Source organism: Pseudomonas sp. SM4, from assembly GCF_051913165.1.
Taxonomy (GTDB): domain Bacteria; phylum Pseudomonadota; class Gammaproteobacteria; order Pseudomonadales; family Pseudomonadaceae; genus Aquipseudomonas.
Genome location: NZ_JBODOE010000011.1, coordinates 149,012 through 163,520, shown reverse-complemented (window position 1 = coordinate 163,520; position 14,509 = coordinate 149,012). Strand labels below are relative to the sequence as shown.

18 protein-coding genes and 1 tRNA gene are annotated in these 14,509 nt (G+C 57.8%); 14 read left to right on the top strand and 5 right to left on the bottom strand.

Going from position 1 to position 14,509, the window contains the following annotated elements:
• Positions 1 to 58: 58 nt before the first annotated feature.
• The 3 genes from rpoE to ACQ4MY_RS20820 are packed head-to-tail and all read left to right on the top strand — an operon-like array spanning position 59 to position 2,232.
• Entirely contained in the window at positions 59 to 640 is a 582-nt protein-coding gene (gene rpoE / locus ACQ4MY_RS20830) for an RNA polymerase sigma factor RpoE (protein WP_003172477.1), read from the top strand.
• A gap of 30 nt (positions 641 to 670) precedes the next feature.
• Entirely contained in the window at positions 671 to 1,258 is a 588-nt protein-coding gene (locus ACQ4MY_RS20825; protein WP_039760898.1) for a sigma-E factor negative regulatory protein, read from the top strand.
• Positions 1,259 to 1,266: 8 nt separating this feature from the next.
• Complete coding sequence (locus ACQ4MY_RS20820) at positions 1,267 to 2,232, top strand: MucB/RseB C-terminal domain-containing protein (RefSeq protein WP_440096323.1); 966 nt, start codon at positions 1,267 to 1,269, stop codon at positions 2,230 to 2,232.
• Between the two features lie 11 nt (positions 2,233 to 2,243).
• On the opposite strand, the gene ACQ4MY_RS20815 is transcribed toward ACQ4MY_RS20820, so the two are convergent.
• Positions 2,244 to 2,405, bottom strand: coding sequence for a hypothetical protein (locus tag ACQ4MY_RS20815; RefSeq protein ID WP_008077806.1), 162 nt, complete (start codon positions 2,403 to 2,405; stop codon positions 2,244 to 2,246).
• Positions 2,406 to 2,439: 34 nt separating this feature from the next.
• Here ACQ4MY_RS20815 and ACQ4MY_RS20810 point away from each other — a divergent pair, with 34 nt between their 5' ends.
• Positions 2,440 to 3,873 carry a DegQ family serine endoprotease gene (locus tag ACQ4MY_RS20810; protein WP_008077807.1) on the top strand — a complete coding sequence of 478 codons (1,434 nt, stop codon included), beginning with the start codon at positions 2,440 to 2,442 and terminating at the stop codon, positions 3,871 to 3,873.
• A 79-nt stretch (positions 3,874 to 3,952) separates the two neighbouring features.
• Here ACQ4MY_RS20810 and ACQ4MY_RS20805 read toward each other — a convergent pair whose 3' ends face one another.
• Entirely contained in the window at positions 3,953 to 5,386 is a 1,434-nt protein-coding gene (locus ACQ4MY_RS20805) for a M48 family metalloprotease (RefSeq protein ID WP_440096322.1), read from the bottom strand.
• Between the two features lie 99 nt (positions 5,387 to 5,485).
• Here ACQ4MY_RS20805 and ACQ4MY_RS20800 point away from each other — a divergent pair, with 99 nt between their 5' ends.
• Positions 5,486 to 5,725 carry a sulfurtransferase TusA family protein gene (locus ACQ4MY_RS20800; protein ID WP_158833711.1) on the top strand — a complete coding sequence of 80 codons (240 nt, stop codon included), beginning with the start codon at positions 5,486 to 5,488 and terminating at the stop codon, positions 5,723 to 5,725.
• Positions 5,726 to 5,757: 32 nt separating this feature from the next.
• Positions 5,758 to 6,828 carry an AI-2E family transporter gene (locus tag ACQ4MY_RS20795; RefSeq protein WP_158833713.1) on the top strand — a complete coding sequence of 357 codons (1,071 nt, stop codon included), beginning with the start codon at positions 5,758 to 5,760 and terminating at the stop codon, positions 6,826 to 6,828.
• A gap of 135 nt (positions 6,829 to 6,963) precedes the next feature.
• Here ACQ4MY_RS20795 and ACQ4MY_RS20790 read toward each other — a convergent pair whose 3' ends face one another.
• Entirely contained in the window at positions 6,964 to 7,437 is a 474-nt protein-coding gene (locus ACQ4MY_RS20790; RefSeq protein WP_440096320.1) for a peroxiredoxin, read from the bottom strand.
• Between the two features lie 10 nt (positions 7,438 to 7,447).
• Complete coding sequence (locus tag ACQ4MY_RS20785; RefSeq protein WP_008077813.1) at positions 7,448 to 8,008, bottom strand: glycine cleavage system protein R; 561 nt, start codon at positions 8,006 to 8,008, stop codon at positions 7,448 to 7,450.
• A 337-nt stretch (positions 8,009 to 8,345) separates the two neighbouring features.
• Between ACQ4MY_RS20785 and dapA the strand changes: the two genes are divergently transcribed.
• From dapA to ACQ4MY_RS20750, 7 genes are all read left to right on the top strand, one after another.
• Positions 8,346 to 9,224, top strand: a complete 879-nt coding sequence (gene dapA, locus ACQ4MY_RS20780) for a 4-hydroxy-tetrahydrodipicolinate synthase (protein ID WP_007911392.1) — start codon at positions 8,346 to 8,348, stop codon at positions 9,222 to 9,224.
• Positions 9,225 to 9,241: 17 nt separating this feature from the next.
• On the top strand, positions 9,242 to 10,357 hold the full coding sequence (bamC, locus tag ACQ4MY_RS20775) for an outer membrane protein assembly factor BamC (protein WP_008077818.1): 1,116 nt from the start codon (positions 9,242 to 9,244) through the stop codon (positions 10,355 to 10,357).
• Positions 10,358 to 10,363: 6 nt separating this feature from the next.
• Positions 10,364 to 11,125, top strand: coding sequence for an MBL fold metallo-hydrolase (locus ACQ4MY_RS20770; RefSeq protein ID WP_008077820.1), 762 nt, complete (start codon positions 10,364 to 10,366; stop codon positions 11,123 to 11,125).
• A gap of 28 nt (positions 11,126 to 11,153) precedes the next feature.
• The gene (purC, locus tag ACQ4MY_RS20765) at positions 11,154 to 11,867 is read left to right on the top strand and encodes a phosphoribosylaminoimidazolesuccinocarboxamide synthase (protein ID WP_008077821.1); all 714 of its coding nucleotides are present in this window, start codon (positions 11,154 to 11,156) and stop codon (positions 11,865 to 11,867) included.
• Positions 11,868 to 11,950: 83 nt separating this feature from the next.
• A tRNA-Ser gene (locus tag ACQ4MY_RS20760) sits at positions 11,951 to 12,040 on the top strand.
• A 299-nt stretch (positions 12,041 to 12,339) separates the two neighbouring features.
• Positions 12,340 to 12,594 (top strand): type II toxin-antitoxin system HicA family toxin, encoded by a 255-nt coding sequence (locus ACQ4MY_RS20755; protein WP_440096319.1) that lies wholly within the window; start codon positions 12,340 to 12,342, stop codon positions 12,592 to 12,594.
• Positions 12,591 to 12,923: a type II toxin-antitoxin system HicB family antitoxin gene (locus tag ACQ4MY_RS20750; RefSeq protein ID WP_440096317.1), complete on the top strand. Its 333-nt coding sequence runs from the start codon at positions 12,591 to 12,593 to the stop codon at positions 12,921 to 12,923. The genes ACQ4MY_RS20755 and ACQ4MY_RS20750 overlap by 4 nt, the downstream gene beginning before the upstream one ends.
• Positions 12,924 to 13,074: 151 nt before the next feature.
• Here ACQ4MY_RS20750 and ACQ4MY_RS20745 read toward each other — a convergent pair whose 3' ends face one another.
• A complete protein-coding gene (locus ACQ4MY_RS20745; RefSeq protein WP_440096316.1) occupies positions 13,075 to 13,266 on the bottom strand; it encodes a YegP family protein in 192 nt (63 codons plus the stop codon).
• A gap of 277 nt (positions 13,267 to 13,543) precedes the next feature.
• Here ACQ4MY_RS20745 and ACQ4MY_RS20740 point away from each other — a divergent pair, with 277 nt between their 5' ends.
• Positions 13,544 to 14,509, top strand: a complete 966-nt coding sequence (locus tag ACQ4MY_RS20740) for a glycosyltransferase family 2 protein (RefSeq protein WP_008087127.1) — start codon at positions 13,544 to 13,546, stop codon at positions 14,507 to 14,509.

Here is a 14,509-nt window from a genome sequence, read left to right as displayed (position 1 = left end):
TTTGCAAGTCTGGTCGTTTAGTTATGCAAGTCTCCTTCGGGCTTATCGAGGAGTGTTCATGCTAACCCAGGAAGAGGATCAGCAGCTGGTCGAGCGCGTTCAACGCGGCGACAAGCGAGCTTTCGATCTGTTGGTGCTGAAATATCAGCACAAGATTCTCGGGTTGATCGTGCGTTTCGTGCACGACACCCATGAAGCCCAGGACGTGGCTCAGGAAGCCTTTATCAAGGCGTATCGAGCACTTGGAAACTTTCGCGGCGACAGTGCGTTTTATACGTGGCTGTACCGTATTGCCATTAACACGGCGAAGAACTACCTGGTTTCTCGCGGCCGTCGGCCGCCGGATAGCGATGTAAGTTCAGAGGATGCAGAGTTCTACGATGGCGATCACGGCCTCAAGGATCTCGAATCACCAGAACGTGCACTGCTGCGGGATGAGATCGAAGGCACCGTCCATCGAACCATTCAGCAACTGCCAGAGGATTTGCGTACGGCGTTAACTTTACGTGAATTCGATGGTCTGAGTTACGAGGACATTGCGAGCGTCATGCAGTGTCCGGTGGGTACCGTGCGCTCCCGGATTTTCCGCGCTCGGGAGGCCATCGATAAAGCCCTGCAGCCGTTGTTGCAGGAAAACTGAGACAGCGGCGACAGCCAAGAGAGGAACGCCATGAGTCGTGAAGCCCTGCAGGAATCGCTGTCCGCAGTGATGGATAACGAAGCGGACGAACTGGAATTGCGTCGAGTGCTTAGCGCACTTGATGATGTTGATACCCGTGAGACCTGGGCTCGTTACCAGATCGCTCGGGCAGCCATGCACAAGGATCTGCTGCTGCCACGCTTGGACATCGCTGCGGCAGTATCTGCTGCACTGGAAGACGAAACGGCTCCGGCCAAAGTATCGCGTAGCCCATGGCGCAACCTCGGCCGTCTGGCTGTAGCCGCCTCGGTAACTGTTGCCGTTCTGGCCGGTGTTCGCCTGTACAACCAGGACGAAATCGCTGGTGTTGAACTGGCTCAGCAATCCAATCAGCCAACCCTGGCCACCCCACAGGTGAAAGGTCCGGCTGTTCTGGCAGGCTATAGTGAGAGTTCCGAAACCACTGGCCCTATGGCCAACGGCGTACTGCAAGGTCAACCGGGCTGGCACGATCAGCGTCTGCCAGGTTACCTGCGCCAGCACGCGCAACAGGCTGCACTGAAAGGCACTGAAAGCGCGCTGCCATACGCACGTGCAGCAAGCCTGGAAAACCGTTAAGGAGGATCATGCGCGCCATACCTCTACTTTCGCTTCTGCTGAGTGGCTGGTTCATTGTTCCAGCCCACGCCGACGAGGCCCAGGACTGGTTGACCCGTCTGGGCCAGGCCGAGCAGCAGCAAAGCTTTCACGGCACCTTCGTTTACGAGCGTAACGGTAGTTTTTCTACCCATAACATCTGGCACCGCGTCCAGAATGGCCAGGTCCGCGAGCGTTTGCTTCAGCTCGACGGCTCGGCTCAGGAAGTCGTGCGCATTGATGGACATACTCAATGCGTCAGCGGCACCCTGATCGCCGGGCTGGGGGATTCTCCCAACTCTGCCGCTCGTGCTCTCGATCCGCAAAAGCTGAAGAACTGGTATGACCTTGCTGTCATCGGCAAGTCGCGCGTGGCCGGGCGGGACGCAGTGATCGTAGCGCTGACGCCCCGTGACCAGCATCGCTACGGTTTTGAACTGCATCTGGACAAGAAGACAGGCCTGCCATTGAAGTCGTTGCTGTTGAACGACAAGGGGCAGTTGCTTGAGCGCTTCCAGTTCACCAGCCTCAACACTGACGACGTGCCGTCGGACAAAGATCTGCAAGCAGACGCCGACTGCAAGGCCATTGCGCTGGACAGTGACAAGGCCTCTGCGGTCAAAACCGCTCAGGTCTGGCACTCGGAGTGGCTGCCGCCAGGGTTCGAATTGACCAGTAGTAATTCGCACAAAGATCCGGAAACCAAGACCCAGGTCAACAGCTTGCTGTATGACGACGGTCTGGCGCGTTTCTCGGTATTCCTTGAGCCGTTGAACGGTGCGACTGTTACCGACACCCGCACGCAGTTGGGTCCTACGGTTGCTGTTTCTCGTCGCCTGACAACGCCTGAAGGCGAGATGATGGTGACGGTGGTCGGTGAGATTCCAATCGGCACCGCCGAACGAATTGCTCTGTCAATGCGTAATACTGATGGCGCTGCAACCAGCAAGCAGTGAGCTGATTTCAGTCATTCCCACTCCGTCGTCGAGACGTAGAAATGTTTGCTGAGCATTTTCATTTGCAAATCACTTGAAAGTTTTTTATAGGTCAGAGCCTCACGGCTCTGGCCTTGTTTGTTGTTGCCGGAACAAAAATGCCGGTCTGTGGTTTCCGGTGTTCCTTGCTCCATATCGCTTAACCCTGCTCGTCGTAACGGGAGCTGTATGTCGATACCTAGCTTGAAGTCTTATTTCTCCATTCTCGCCACCGTGCTGGTGCTCGGTCAGGCGATCCCTGCTGCGCAAGCAGCCGATCTGCCTGATTTCACCCAATTGGTCGAACAAGCGTCGCCTGCGGTAGTGAACATCAGTACCACGCAGAAACTGCCGGATCGCAAAGTGAACCAGCAGATGCCGGATCTGGAAGGCTTGCCGCCGATGTTGCGCGAGTTCTTCGAACGCGGCATGCCGCCTCAGCAGCGTTCGCCGGGCGGTGGTGGCCGTCAGCGTGAAGCGCAGTCGCTGGGTTCGGGCTTCATCATTTCCTCGGATGGCTACATCCTGACCAATAACCATGTGATCGCCGATGCCGATGAAATCCTCGTGCGTCTGGCCGATCGCAGCGAAATGAAAGCCAAGCTGATCGGCACCGACCCGCGCTCCGACGTGGCCCTGCTGAAAATCGAAGGCAAAGACCTGCCAGTGCTCAAACTGGGTAAATCCCAGGACCTGAAAGCCGGCCAGTGGGTTGTTGCGATCGGCTCGCCATTCGGCTTTGATCATACCGTGACCCAAGGCATCGTCAGCGCCGTCGGCCGTAGCCTGCCGAACGAAAACTATGTGCCGTTCATCCAGACCGACGTGCCGATCAACCCGGGTAACTCCGGTGGCCCGCTGTTCAACCTGAACGGTGAAGTGGTCGGCATCAACTCGCAGATCTACACCCGTTCCGGCGGCTTCATGGGCGTGTCGTTCGCCATCCCGATCGATGTGGCGATGGACGTTTCCAATCAGCTCAAGAGCGGTGGCAAGGTCAGCCGTGGCTGGCTGGGCGTGGTCATCCAGGAAGTGAACAAGGATCTGGCCGAATCGTTCGGTCTGGACAAACCGGCCGGTGCGCTGGTGGCACAAATCCAGGATGACGGTCCGGCAGCCAAGGGCGGCCTGCAAGTGGGTGACGTGATCCTGAGCATGAACGGCCAGCCGATCGTCATGTCCGCTGACCTGCCACATCTTGTCGGTGCGTTGAAAGCCGGCGCCAAAGCCAATCTGGAAGTGATTCGTGAAGGCAAGCGCAAGAACGTCGAACTGACTGTTGGCGCCATCCCGGACGAAGACAAAGAACTGGATGCACTGCCGAAGTCCGGCGCTGAAACCACCAGCAACCGTCTCGGTGTTGCCGTTGGCGAACTGACTGCCGAGCAGAAGAAAACCTACGACCTCAAGGGTGGTGTGGTGATCAAGGAAGTGCAGGACGGCCCGGCTGCCCTGATCGGTCTGCAACCGGGTGATGTGATCACGCACCTGAACAACCAGGCCATCGGCTCCACCAAGGAGTTCGGCGAGATCGCCAAGGCGCTGCCGAAGAATCGCTCGGTATCGATGCGGGTTCTGCGTCAAGGTCGCGCCAGCTTCATCACCTTCAAACTGGCTGAATAAACCAGCGGCAAGGTAAAAAAAACCGCCTCGAAAGAGGCGGTTTTTTTGTGTCCGAAGGTTTTGTGTTGCTGGATGAAACTCAGCCCATCATGTCCTTGATCATGCGTTCCTGCTCCATCAGCTCGCGCTGGCGGGCATCGATGCGAGACGACAACGGGAAGTTGTTACCCGCCTTGCGCTTGGCGAAGTCGAGCTGCTGGATCGCCTGACGGTAATCGCCAACCAACGCGAAGTATTCGGCGCGAGCCTGATGCAGGCCGATGATGTTGCCCGACAAGCCACGGGTTTCGGCGACCTGATACCAGACGTCCGGATCGTTCGGGCGTGACTTCAGCAGACCTTCCAGTGCCTTCTCCGCATCGGCGGAGCGATTTTGCTTCAGCAGCAAATCTACGCGCACCTGATTCAGCGGGTAGTTGCCAGGATACTGCGTGAGCATCCGGTCGACACGCGATTGTGCGTCGGGCAGGCGATTGTTGGTGATGTCCAGATCGACCTGGGCGAGGTTGTAGATGATCTCGTTCGGCGACTTGGCCAGCAGCTGTTTCAGGTTCTCGCGCGCTTCATTCAACTGGCCACCCTTGATCTGCGCGATTGCCAGACCGTAGCGAGCCACATCGTTTTGCGGGTTCTCATCCAATTGTGCGCGGAAACGCTTGGCGCCCAGGCCTGGGGTTTCTTCGTAGATCAACTGCACGCGCGCACGAATCAATTGATAGCGCATGCTGTCTTCGATGCCGCCCGGTTTCGCCTGTTCGGCGCGGTTGCGGGTGTCGGCGATACGCGATTCGGTAACCGGGTGAGTCAGCAGGAATTCGGGTGGTTTTGCATCGAAACGGTACTGACGCATCAAGCGTTCGAACATGGTCGGCATCGAGCGTGGATCGTAACCGGCCTTTTCCAGATTGAGAATGCCGATGCGGTCGGCTTCTTGTTCGTTCTGGCGCGAGAACGTGCGTTGTGCCTGTATAGCCGCCGCCTGGGTGCCGGCGATGGCCGCGATCCCGGCATCACCGCCACCCGCGGCGGCGATGACGATACCGGCCAGCAGCGCGGCCATCATCGGCACCTGCATGCGTTGCGAGGCTTCGACGCCGCGAGCGAAGTGGCGTTGCGACAAGTGAGCCAATTCGTGCGCGAGTACCGAAGCGTATTCGCCCTCGGTCTGTGCGTTGAGGAACAAGCCGCCGTTGACCCCGACCACACCGCCCGGCGCCGCGAAGGCGTTGAGCTGCGGGCTGTTGATCAGAATAAATTCGAGGCGTCGGTCGGTTACCTGGCTGGTTTCCACCAGCTTGTACACGCTGGACTCGACGTAGTCCTTGAGCTGCGGATCATTGAGCTGTGAAACCTGGCTGCGCAACATCGCCAGCCACGCGCGGCCAAGCTGGTATTCCTGTTGCGGCGAGACAATGGCAGAACTGGCATCGCCGAGTGACGGCAGATCGTCGGCAAAGCCCGGTGAGGCGAGCAGGCAAGCGAGCGTCAGCAGGGTAGGGCGCAGAAAAGTCATGCACAAAGCCTTAGAAGACAAAGACCTTACTGTAGCCGGACACCGGGCTTGCGACCAGATATTCTAGGCAGCTCGACAGACCTGAACCGGAGTGACGCAATGACCGACGCTGTAGCCCATGACGTGGAACTGGACGCCAGTGGCCTGAATTGTCCGTTGCCGTTGCTCAAGGCAAAAATGGAACTCAACAAGCTCCAGAGTGGCGCGGTGCTCAAGGTAATTGCCACCGATGCCGGCTCGCAACGCGACTTTCGCACCTTTGCCAAATTGGCCGGTCATACGCTGCTGCGCGAAGAAGACGGCGCCGGCGTTTACCGTTACTGGTTGAAAAAAGCCTGAAAGCGACTGCGTAAAAGACCTAAGGATTATTGATGTTCAAAGTGTTACGCGATTGGATTCAGCGTTACTTCTCCGATGAAGAAGCCGTGGTGCTGGCGGTGCTGCTGATTCTCGCCTTCACCGCCGTGCTCACCCTCGGCGGCATGCTCGCGCCGGTGTTGGCTGGGATGGTGCTGGCGTACCTGATGCAGGGGCTGGTCGTCACCCTTGAGCGCTTGCGCGTGCCGGGTGGTGCGGCGGTGGGTCTGGTGTTTGCGCTGTTCATGGGCGTGTTGCTGCTGTTCATCGTCGTGGTATTGCCGCTGCTTTGGCATCAATTGATCACGCTGTTCAACGAGCTGCCGGGCATGCTCGCCAAGTGGCAATCGTTGCTTTTATTGTTGCCGGAGCGTTATCCGCACCTGGTCTCCGACGAGCAAGTGTTGCAGGCCATCGAGGCGGCGCGTGGCGAGATCGGCAAGTTCGGTCAGTGGGCGCTGACCTTTTCGCTGTCGAGCCTGCCGCTGTTGGTCAACATCATGATCTATCTGGTGCTGGTGCCGATCCTGGTGTTTTTCTTCCTCAAGGATCGGGTGATGATCGGCGAATGGGTGCGCGGTTACCTGCCGCGTGAGCGTGCGCTGATTACCCGGGTCGCGCAGGAAATGAACCGTCAGATCGCCAATTACATCCGCGGCAAGGTCATCGAGATCGTCATTTGTGGCGGCGTGACTTACGTCGCGTTCGTCGCCCTCGGGCTCAACTATGCGGCGCTGCTGGCATTGTTGGTGGGGGTGTCGGTGGTGGTGCCGTATGTCGGTGCAGTGGTGGTGACCGTGCCGGTGCTGCTGATTGCGCTGTTCCAGTGGGGTTGGAGCGATCAGTTCATCTATTTGATGGCGGTCTACGGGATCATCCAGACACTGGATGGCAACGTGCTGGTGCCGTTACTGTTCTCGGAGGCGGTCAACTTGCACCCGGTGGCAATTATCTGCGCAGTGCTGTTGTTTGGCGGGTTGTGGGGGTTTTGGGGCGTGTTCTTCGCGATCCCGCTGGCGACGCTGTTCAAGGCGGTGCTGGATGCGTGGCCGCGCAAGGAGCCTGAAGTTTCGCCGCTGCTTTAGTAGTTGATCCAGATTGTTCGGTGCGGCTTAAGGCCTCATCGCTGGCAAGCCAGCTCCCACAGGGTTTTCGGTGCACACAAAACCTGTGGGAGCTGGCTTGCCAGCGATGGCGTCAGAGAAGACGCCAGAGAAACATCAGGCCTTGTTCAAATTCTGCGCAGCAGCCAAAACGGCATCAACATGCCCCGGCACTTTCACACCGCGCCATTCCTGACGCAGCACGCCGTCCTTATCAATCAGGAAGGTGCTGCGATCAACGCCCAGGTATTCCTTGCCGTACAGCTTCTTCAACTTGATCACGTCGAACAACTGGCAAACCGCCTCGTCCTTGTCGCTGATCAACTCGAACGGAAACTCCTGCTTGCACTTGAAGTTCTCGTGGGACTTCAAGCTGTCGCGGGAGATACCGAAGATTTCGGTGTTGGCAGTCTGGAACGCCGCGTACTGATCACGAAAGCCCTGGCCTTCGGTAGTGCAGCCCGGCGTGCTGTCCTTCGGGTAGAAGTAGATCACCACTTGCTTGCCCTTCAGGGCAGACAGGCTGACGGTTTGCCCGCTGGTGGCAGGTGCTTCGAAATCGGCAACCGGTTGGTCGATGACAACGGCCATGAAAGCTTCCTTACATTGGGTTCTGTGGGCGCCAAGGCTCGATCAGCGCGTCCAGATTCATCGCATCAGAGAAGTCGAGGAACTGGTCGCGCAGCCAACTGATCTGGGTGCCGGCCGGCAGGGTCACGGTGAACGTGGCGTTGAGCATGGTGCCGCCGGTCTGTGGTGCCTGATACGTGTCGCAGGTCAGGTTTTCCAGTTCGACGTTATGGTCCATGAAGAACTGGCACAGTTCATTGATGATGTCCGGGCGATACGCCGAACTCACATAAGCCACATACGGCAGGGCCTGCGGACGATTTTCCAGCGGCGCGCTGCGCACTACGTTAACGGTGAAGGCGTGTTTTTTGGACAGGCTCGGCAAGCTGCCTTCCAGGCGAGCGAGGGCATCCCAGCTGCCGGAGACCTCAAGGATCAGCGCACTGCATTCGCCGTGGCGAGTCAGGCGCGAAGTAACCACGGCGCAGCGATTTTCATGGCTGGCGCGGCACAGGACGTTAGTCAGCTCCATGGGGTTGGCGCCGAGGGCACTGATGACAAGGAATTGTTCGCGAACTGTGGGGGTGGACATGCAGCATTCCTAAAGCGATGAGCGGTCGGTAGTAAACGGGCATTGGTGGCCGGGGCGTGCCTGTAGTGACCCTGTCTGGCTGTCCTTTCAGAAAACTCCGGCAAGCTCGCGGCTCGCTCCACTATAGCGGGAGCGCGTCGATGCGACGCAGGAACGGGGTCTGGGAGGCCGTAAAGGGAGGCTGGAACCCGGCGTACAAGCTGATCAGTACCGATCAAAGTCTGAAGGGTAGCGAAAAGCGGCGCCAAGGGGAATGGCGGCAGCGCAGTACTTCGCTTGTGCAAGCATCTTGGCGCCAGTACCATTACCGCTCTCTTTTTCCGGCAGGAGCGGTTTCATGATTGCGGGCAGTATGGTGGCACTGGTCACTCCCATGGATGCACAAGGGCGTCTTGACTGGGACAGCCTCAGCAAACTCGTGGACTTCCATCTCAAGAACGGCACCCATGCCATTGTCGCGGTCGGTACTACCGGCGAGTCGGCAACCCTTGATGTAGAAGAACACATCGCCGTCATCAAAGCCGTGGTCAAACAGGTTGCCGGGCGCATCCCGGTCATCGCCGGCACTGGCGCCAACTCGACCCGCGAAGCCGTCGAGCTGACCCGCAACGCCAAAGAAGCCGGCGCCGATGCCTGCCTGCTGGTCGTTCCGTACTACAACAAGCCGACTCAGGAAGGTCTGTACCAGCACTTCAAGCACATCGCTGAATCGGTCGACATTCCACAGATTCTCTACAACGTTCCGGGCCGCACCTCTTGCGACATGCAGGCCGAGACCGTGATTCGCCTGTCTACCGTGCCGAACATCATCGGTATCAAGGAAGCCACTGGCGACCTGAAGCGCGCCAAAGCGATCATCGATGGTGTGAGCAAGGATTTCATCGTGTTGTCCGGCGATGATCCGACCGCCGTTGAACTGATCCTGCTCGGCGGCAAAGGCAACATCTCCGTGACCGCCAACGTCGCTCCGCGCGAAATGGCCGACCTGTGCGAGGCCGCTCTCAAGGGCGACGCCGACACCGCACGGGCAATCAACGAAAAACTGATGCCGCTGCACAAAGACCTGTTCATCGAAGCCAACCCGATTCCGGTGAAGTGGGCTCTGGTTGAAATGGGCCTGATGCACGAAGGCATCCGCTTGCCGCTGACCTGGCTGAGCACACCTTGTCATGAAACGCTGCGCTCGGCCCTGCGCCAGTGCAGCGTCCTGGTTTAATTGAGGAAGTACAACGCATGAAGCGAATGGCCGGACTTTCCGCACTTGCCTTGATTATCTCCAGCACCAGTGGCTGCGGATGGGTCTGGGGCCCGGAAGGTTATTTCCGTGACCGTGGTAGCGATTACCTGGAAGCGCAACAGACTGCACCGATGCAACTGCCACCGGATGTCAACACTTCCAAGCGTCTGGATCCGCTGCTGCCGATCCCGCGTAACGTCGCTGATGACACCGCCAAGGGCGAATACATTGTGCCGCGTCCTCAGCCGCTGTCGGCCGTTGCCGATGCCAGCGATTACTCGCTGCAAAAGAGCGGTGATTCGCGTTGGGTCGTGGCCCAGCATCCACCGGCCGAAGTCTGGCCAGTGGCGGTGCAGTTCTTCCAGGACAACGGTTTCCGTCTGGACGAACAGCGCCCGCAGACCGGTGAATTCACCACCACCTGGCAGCATTCCGACGAACTGTCCGCGTCCATGGCCAAGCGCCTGAGCGCAGCCGGTATCGCCAGCGACAGCGAAACCCGCGTCCGTGTGCGTATCGAGCCAGGCGTGCAGCGCAACACCAGTGAAATCTACGTGGTCAGCGCCGAGCGTCCTGCCGGCAGCACCGCCGATGTCGATTTCACCAACCGTTCGGTCAACACTGGCCTGGACGCAGCGCTGGTCGACGACATGCTCGCGAGCATGAGCCGGATCTCCGAGAAGGGCGGTTCGGTGTCGATGTTGGCTTCGCGTGATTTCGATACGCCGAGCCGTGTCAGCCTCAGCGAAGACGGCAGCGGTAACCCGGTGTTGAACGTTGGTACCGATCTGGATCGTGCCTGGTCAAGCGTTGGCCGTGCACTGGAACAAGGCGAATGGCGCGTTGAAGACATCAACCGCAGCCTCGGCCTGTACTACATCAACCTGGCCGAAAAAGCCGAGAAGAAAGACGACAAGCCTGGTTTCTTCAGCAGCCTGTTCGGCAGTGCGCCGACCAAGGAAGAAGTTGAATCCCGTGCCGAGCGTTATCAGGTTCGCCTGAGCAAGGTTGGCGAGAACATCCAGGTCACCGTCGAGAAAAACATCAACACCGTTGCGCCGGCTGAAGTGGCGCGCAAAGTGCTGAGCGTGATTCAGGACAACCTAGGCTGATCAACCATGCGTTTTGCCGTTCTCGGCAGCGGTAGCCAAGGGAACGGCACGCTGATCGCCAGTGCTGATACGTATGTGCTGGTGGATTGTGGTTTTTCCCTGCGGGAAACCGAAAAACGCCTGTTGCGCCTGGGTGTGAACCCGGCGCAATTGAGCGCGATACTCGTAACCCACGAACATGCCGACCACGTGCATGGCGTGGGTTTACTGTCTCGGCGCTACAATCTACCGGTCTACCTCAGTCGCGGCACCCTGCGCGGGATGCGCAAACCGATAGAACCCGCAGGCTTTCTGGCCGGCGGCGAGCAACTGCAGATCGGTGCACTGAACATCGGGGTCATTGCCGTGGCCCATGATGCGCAGGAACCGACTCAGTATGTCTTCAGTGATCAAGAGCAGCGGCGCTTCGGCCTGCTGACCGACCTGGGTTCCTACTGCGAGCGGGTGCTGGACGGTTATCGGGATCTCGATGCGTTGATGATCGAGTCCAACCATTGTCGTGACATGCTGGCCCGTGGGCACTACCCGTACTTTCTCAAGCAACGGGTGGGCGGCGAGCTGGGACATTTGAACAACCATCAGGCGGCATTCCTGGTGTCCGAGTTGGGCTGGCAGGGCTTGCAACACCTTGTCCTGGCTCATCTGAGCAGCAAGAACAACCTGCCGCAGCTGGCCCGGCAATGTTTTGTCGACACCCTCGGGTGCGACCCGGACTGGCTGCAACTGGCCGATCAAGATTCAGGGCTCGACTGGCGCCACATCGCCTAGCCCACCTACTTAGCAAGCGGAGCCCATCATGGAAAAACGTGAAGAACTCTACCGCGGCAAAGCCAAATCGGTTTACAAGACCGACGACGCTGACCGCTTGATCCTGCTGTTTCGCAACGACACCTCGGCGTTCGACGGCAAGCGCATCGAGCAGCTCGACCGCAAAGGCATGGTCAACAACAAGTTCAACGCCTTCATCATGCAGAAACTCGAAGCGGCCGGCATTCCGACCCAATTCGACAAACTGCTGGCCGACAACGAAGTCCTGGTGAAGAAACTCGACATGATCCCGGTCGAGTGCGTCGTGCGTAACTACGCCGCCGGCAGCCTGGTCAAGCGTCTGGGTGTCGAAGAAGGTCTGAAGCTCAATCCTTACACCTTCGAACTGTTCCTCAAGGACGACGCCAAGGGCGACCCGTTCATCAACGAATCCCACGTTGTGGCATTCGGTTGGGGCACTGCCGAGCAACTGGTTCGCATGAAAGAACTGTCGCTCAAGGTCAACGAAGTGCTGACCAAACTGTTCGACGACGCCGGTCTGCTGCTGGTCGACTTTAAGCTTGAATTCGGCGTGTTCAGCGACGGCTCCATCGTCCTCGGTGACGAGTTCAGCCCGGACGGCTGCCGTCTGTGGGACAAGGACACCAAGAAGAAAATGGACAAAGACCGCTTCCGTCAGGGCCTCGGTGACGTCATCGAAGCCTACGAAGAAGTCGCCAATCGTCTGGGTGTACCGCTTTAATCGACGCAAGCATCTGATAGCACGAAGAAATTTTCGAAAGAGGGTTTGCTTTCGGTAAAAGTGTTGTTATGATGCGCGCCGTTGGAGAGATGCCAGAGTGGCCGAATGGGACGGATTCGAAATCCGTTGTACCTTCACCGGTACCTAGGGTTCGAATCCCTATCTCTCCGCCATTACATAGAAAAAGCCCCGTAGCTGAGAAGCTACGGGGCTTTTTTGTTTCCAGTGTCATTGAAACGATAACTCCTGGATACCGTGGCTGATGTCTGTTCGTACATGACTCTCAGAGTTTGCCTACAACCTGGCCACTGTTTACTCAATTATCCTGATACCCGCTTAAATGCATAACCGACAATACCGCTTCCCATTTTTGGACAAGCGGCGTTTCTGTTTGTGCCAAGAGGGCGCTTCACGCATCCGTAACAGGTATTCGCGGATGCCAATTTCCTGTGCGGTATCATGATGTAATACTATGAACAATAAGCAGCTTGGTACTCTCAGAGCCATATTTTCAAGACCGACACCCGCAACATTGGAATGCACACGTATAGAGTCTCTGTTCCTCGCGGCGGGCGCCAAAGCTGTAGAGGGCAATGGATCACGGGTACGATTTGAACTCAGCGGTGTGGTTGCGACTTTCCACCGTCCCCATCCAGACAAAGAAGCAAAGCCCTATCAGGTTCGTGATGCTCGGGCTTTCCTTGAACAAGCAGGAGTCTTTCCATGAATGTGATGAATTACAACGGGTATGCGGCCCGAATCGAATATAGCGATGAAGACGGCCTGTTCGTTGGTCACATCGCCGGCATCAAGGATGTTGTAGGTTTTCATGGGGAGTCAGTCAGAGAGCTTCGGGCAGCTTTTGAAGAAGCGGTTATTGATTATCTGGATACCTGCACCAAGGTCGGTCGAGCCCCTCAGAAGCCTTACTCCGGAAACCTGAGCCTGCGTTTAGCTCCCGCACTTCATGCAACCGTTGCGATCAAAGCGCAGTTGGCCAGCAAAAGTATCAATCAGTGGGTGGCTGATGTTCTTGACCGTGAAGCGCATGCATGATCTGGCATGTGGTCGAGCCGAAACTTGCGCGTCGCCCTGATGCTCTCAGTTCGCACCGAGGATAAAAAAGCCCCACAGACCATACGGCTGTGGGGCTTTTGCATTTCACAGGGTTACATCACCCTGTGCGTCCAATCATTCGCTTACACGGTTAAATTTCCTTCACCGGTGTTTCGCCATGCACCGCTTTGATCAACCCGATCACATGCAGACAATCCGCCTTGCTCACATACGACTCGCCACTGGCGATGGTCTCGTGGTTGCCTGCGCGCAGTCTCCAGCGCCATTGTCCTTTGCCGGTGCTCGAGGTGCCTCTGGATTGCCTGTAAATCTCGAAATACATTCAGTTCGCTCCGTGCGATGGGTGTGTGCGACAGCCTGTGTGGCGCATCGACGCAAGCCTAGCGCAGGCGGGTTTTTTGGCTATCGAGGATTTGTTTCCAATCGTTCGCGAATGTTTCCGAGAACCGCGAGCCAGAGCGCAGGAATAGGCCTCTGGATTGGCCAATATGACGCCCTCTGACCCTTGCAACAGCGACGACGCTACTGCTTAATACGGGACGGCTCATGGCGTCGAAAATCAGTCGGCGACCGACAAACACTATAAAAAGAGCACTCCTTTGACTGAGCACGGAACGCAACAGGCCGGGCAGGTGACGTTATCGCTGGTGGTCCCCGTTTTTAACGAAGAGGACAGCCTCGACACGTTTCTGCAGCGCATCAATGAAGTCTTTCAGACGCAAGCGTTGATCGATCTTGAGCTGGTGTTCATCAACGACGGCAGCACGGATGCCACGCTTGAGCGTCTGCTTGAGCGGCAACGGCACGATCCCCGTCTGCGCATCGTCGACCTGAGTCGCAATTTCGGTAAGGAGGCGGCGTTGTCCGCCGGTTTGCAGATGGCGACCGGGCAGATCGTAGTGCCGATCGATGCGGACCTGCAGGACCCGCCGGAAATCATTTTGCTGATGATCGAACGCTGGCGCGAAGGTTATGAGGTCGTGCTCGGTCACCGCATCAGCCGTCGCAGTGACACTTGGGCCAAGCAGACCTCGGCGCACTGGTTCTATCGCCTGCACAACAAAATTGCCGAGCAACCGTTACCCGAGAACGTCGGCGATTTTCGCCTGATGGATCGCTGTGTGGTCGATGCCTTGCTGACGTTGCCCGAATCCCGGCGCTTCATGAAAGGCCTGTTCGCCTGGGTCGGTTTTCGCACCACTCACGTCGATTACGAGCGCCCGGAGCGCGTGGCCGGGCAGAGCAAGTTCAACGGCTGGCGGCTGTGGAACTTCGCCCTCGAAGGCATTACCAGTTTCAGCACCGAACCGCTGCGGATCTGGACCTACGTCGGGGCGCTGGTGTCGCTGGTGTCATTTGCCTTCGCCATTTTCATCGTTGTGCGCACATTGATCCACGGTATCGACATGCCCGGTTATGCCTCGTTGATGGTGGCCGTGACCTTCCTCGGTGGCCTGCAACTGATCGGCATCGGCGTGCTCGGCGAATACCTGGGCCGCACCTATATCGAATCCAAACGCCGGCCGGTTTATCTGGTGCGTCGCGTCTACGACCCCAAGGATTGA

Coding starts and splice junctions, on each gene's coding strand:
- purC (WP_008077821.1), top strand. CDS start 11,154: ATGGAAAAACGTGAAGAACTCTACCGCGGCAAAGCCAAATCGGTTTAC.
- dapA (WP_007911392.1), top strand. CDS start 8,346: ATGATTGCGGGCAGTATGGTGGCACTGGTCACTCCCATGGATGCACAA.
- ACQ4MY_RS20820 (WP_440096323.1), top strand. CDS start 1,267: ATGCGCGCCATACCTCTACTTTCGCTTCTGCTGAGTGGCTGGTTCATT.
- rpoE (WP_003172477.1), top strand. CDS start 59: ATGCTAACCCAGGAAGAGGATCAGCAGCTGGTCGAGCGCGTTCAACGC.
- bamC (WP_008077818.1), top strand. CDS start 9,242: ATGAAGCGAATGGCCGGACTTTCCGCACTTGCCTTGATTATCTCCAGC.
- ACQ4MY_RS20790 (WP_440096320.1), bottom strand. CDS start 7,437: ATGGCCGTTGTCATCGACCAACCGGTTGCCGATTTCGAAGCACCTGCC.
- ACQ4MY_RS20750 (WP_440096317.1), top strand. CDS start 12,591: ATGAATGTGATGAATTACAACGGGTATGCGGCCCGAATCGAATATAGC.
- ACQ4MY_RS20745 (WP_440096316.1), bottom strand. CDS start 13,266: ATGTATTTCGAGATTTACAGGCAATCCAGAGGCACCTCGAGCACCGGC.
- ACQ4MY_RS20805 (WP_440096322.1), bottom strand. CDS start 5,386: ATGACTTTTCTGCGCCCTACCCTGCTGACGCTCGCTTGCCTGCTCGCC.
- ACQ4MY_RS20770 (WP_008077820.1), top strand. CDS start 10,364: ATGCGTTTTGCCGTTCTCGGCAGCGGTAGCCAAGGGAACGGCACGCTG.
- ACQ4MY_RS20825 (WP_039760898.1), top strand. CDS start 671: ATGAGTCGTGAAGCCCTGCAGGAATCGCTGTCCGCAGTGATGGATAAC.
- ACQ4MY_RS20795 (WP_158833713.1), top strand. CDS start 5,758: ATGTTCAAAGTGTTACGCGATTGGATTCAGCGTTACTTCTCCGATGAA.
- ACQ4MY_RS20800 (WP_158833711.1), top strand. CDS start 5,486: ATGACCGACGCTGTAGCCCATGACGTGGAACTGGACGCCAGTGGCCTG.
- ACQ4MY_RS20815 (WP_008077806.1), bottom strand. CDS start 2,405: ATGGAGCAAGGAACACCGGAAACCACAGACCGGCATTTTTGTTCCGGC.
- ACQ4MY_RS20785 (WP_008077813.1), bottom strand. CDS start 8,008: ATGTCCACCCCCACAGTTCGCGAACAATTCCTTGTCATCAGTGCCCTC.
- ACQ4MY_RS20810 (WP_008077807.1), top strand. CDS start 2,440: ATGTCGATACCTAGCTTGAAGTCTTATTTCTCCATTCTCGCCACCGTG.
- ACQ4MY_RS20755 (WP_440096319.1), top strand. CDS start 12,340: ATGAACAATAAGCAGCTTGGTACTCTCAGAGCCATATTTTCAAGACCG.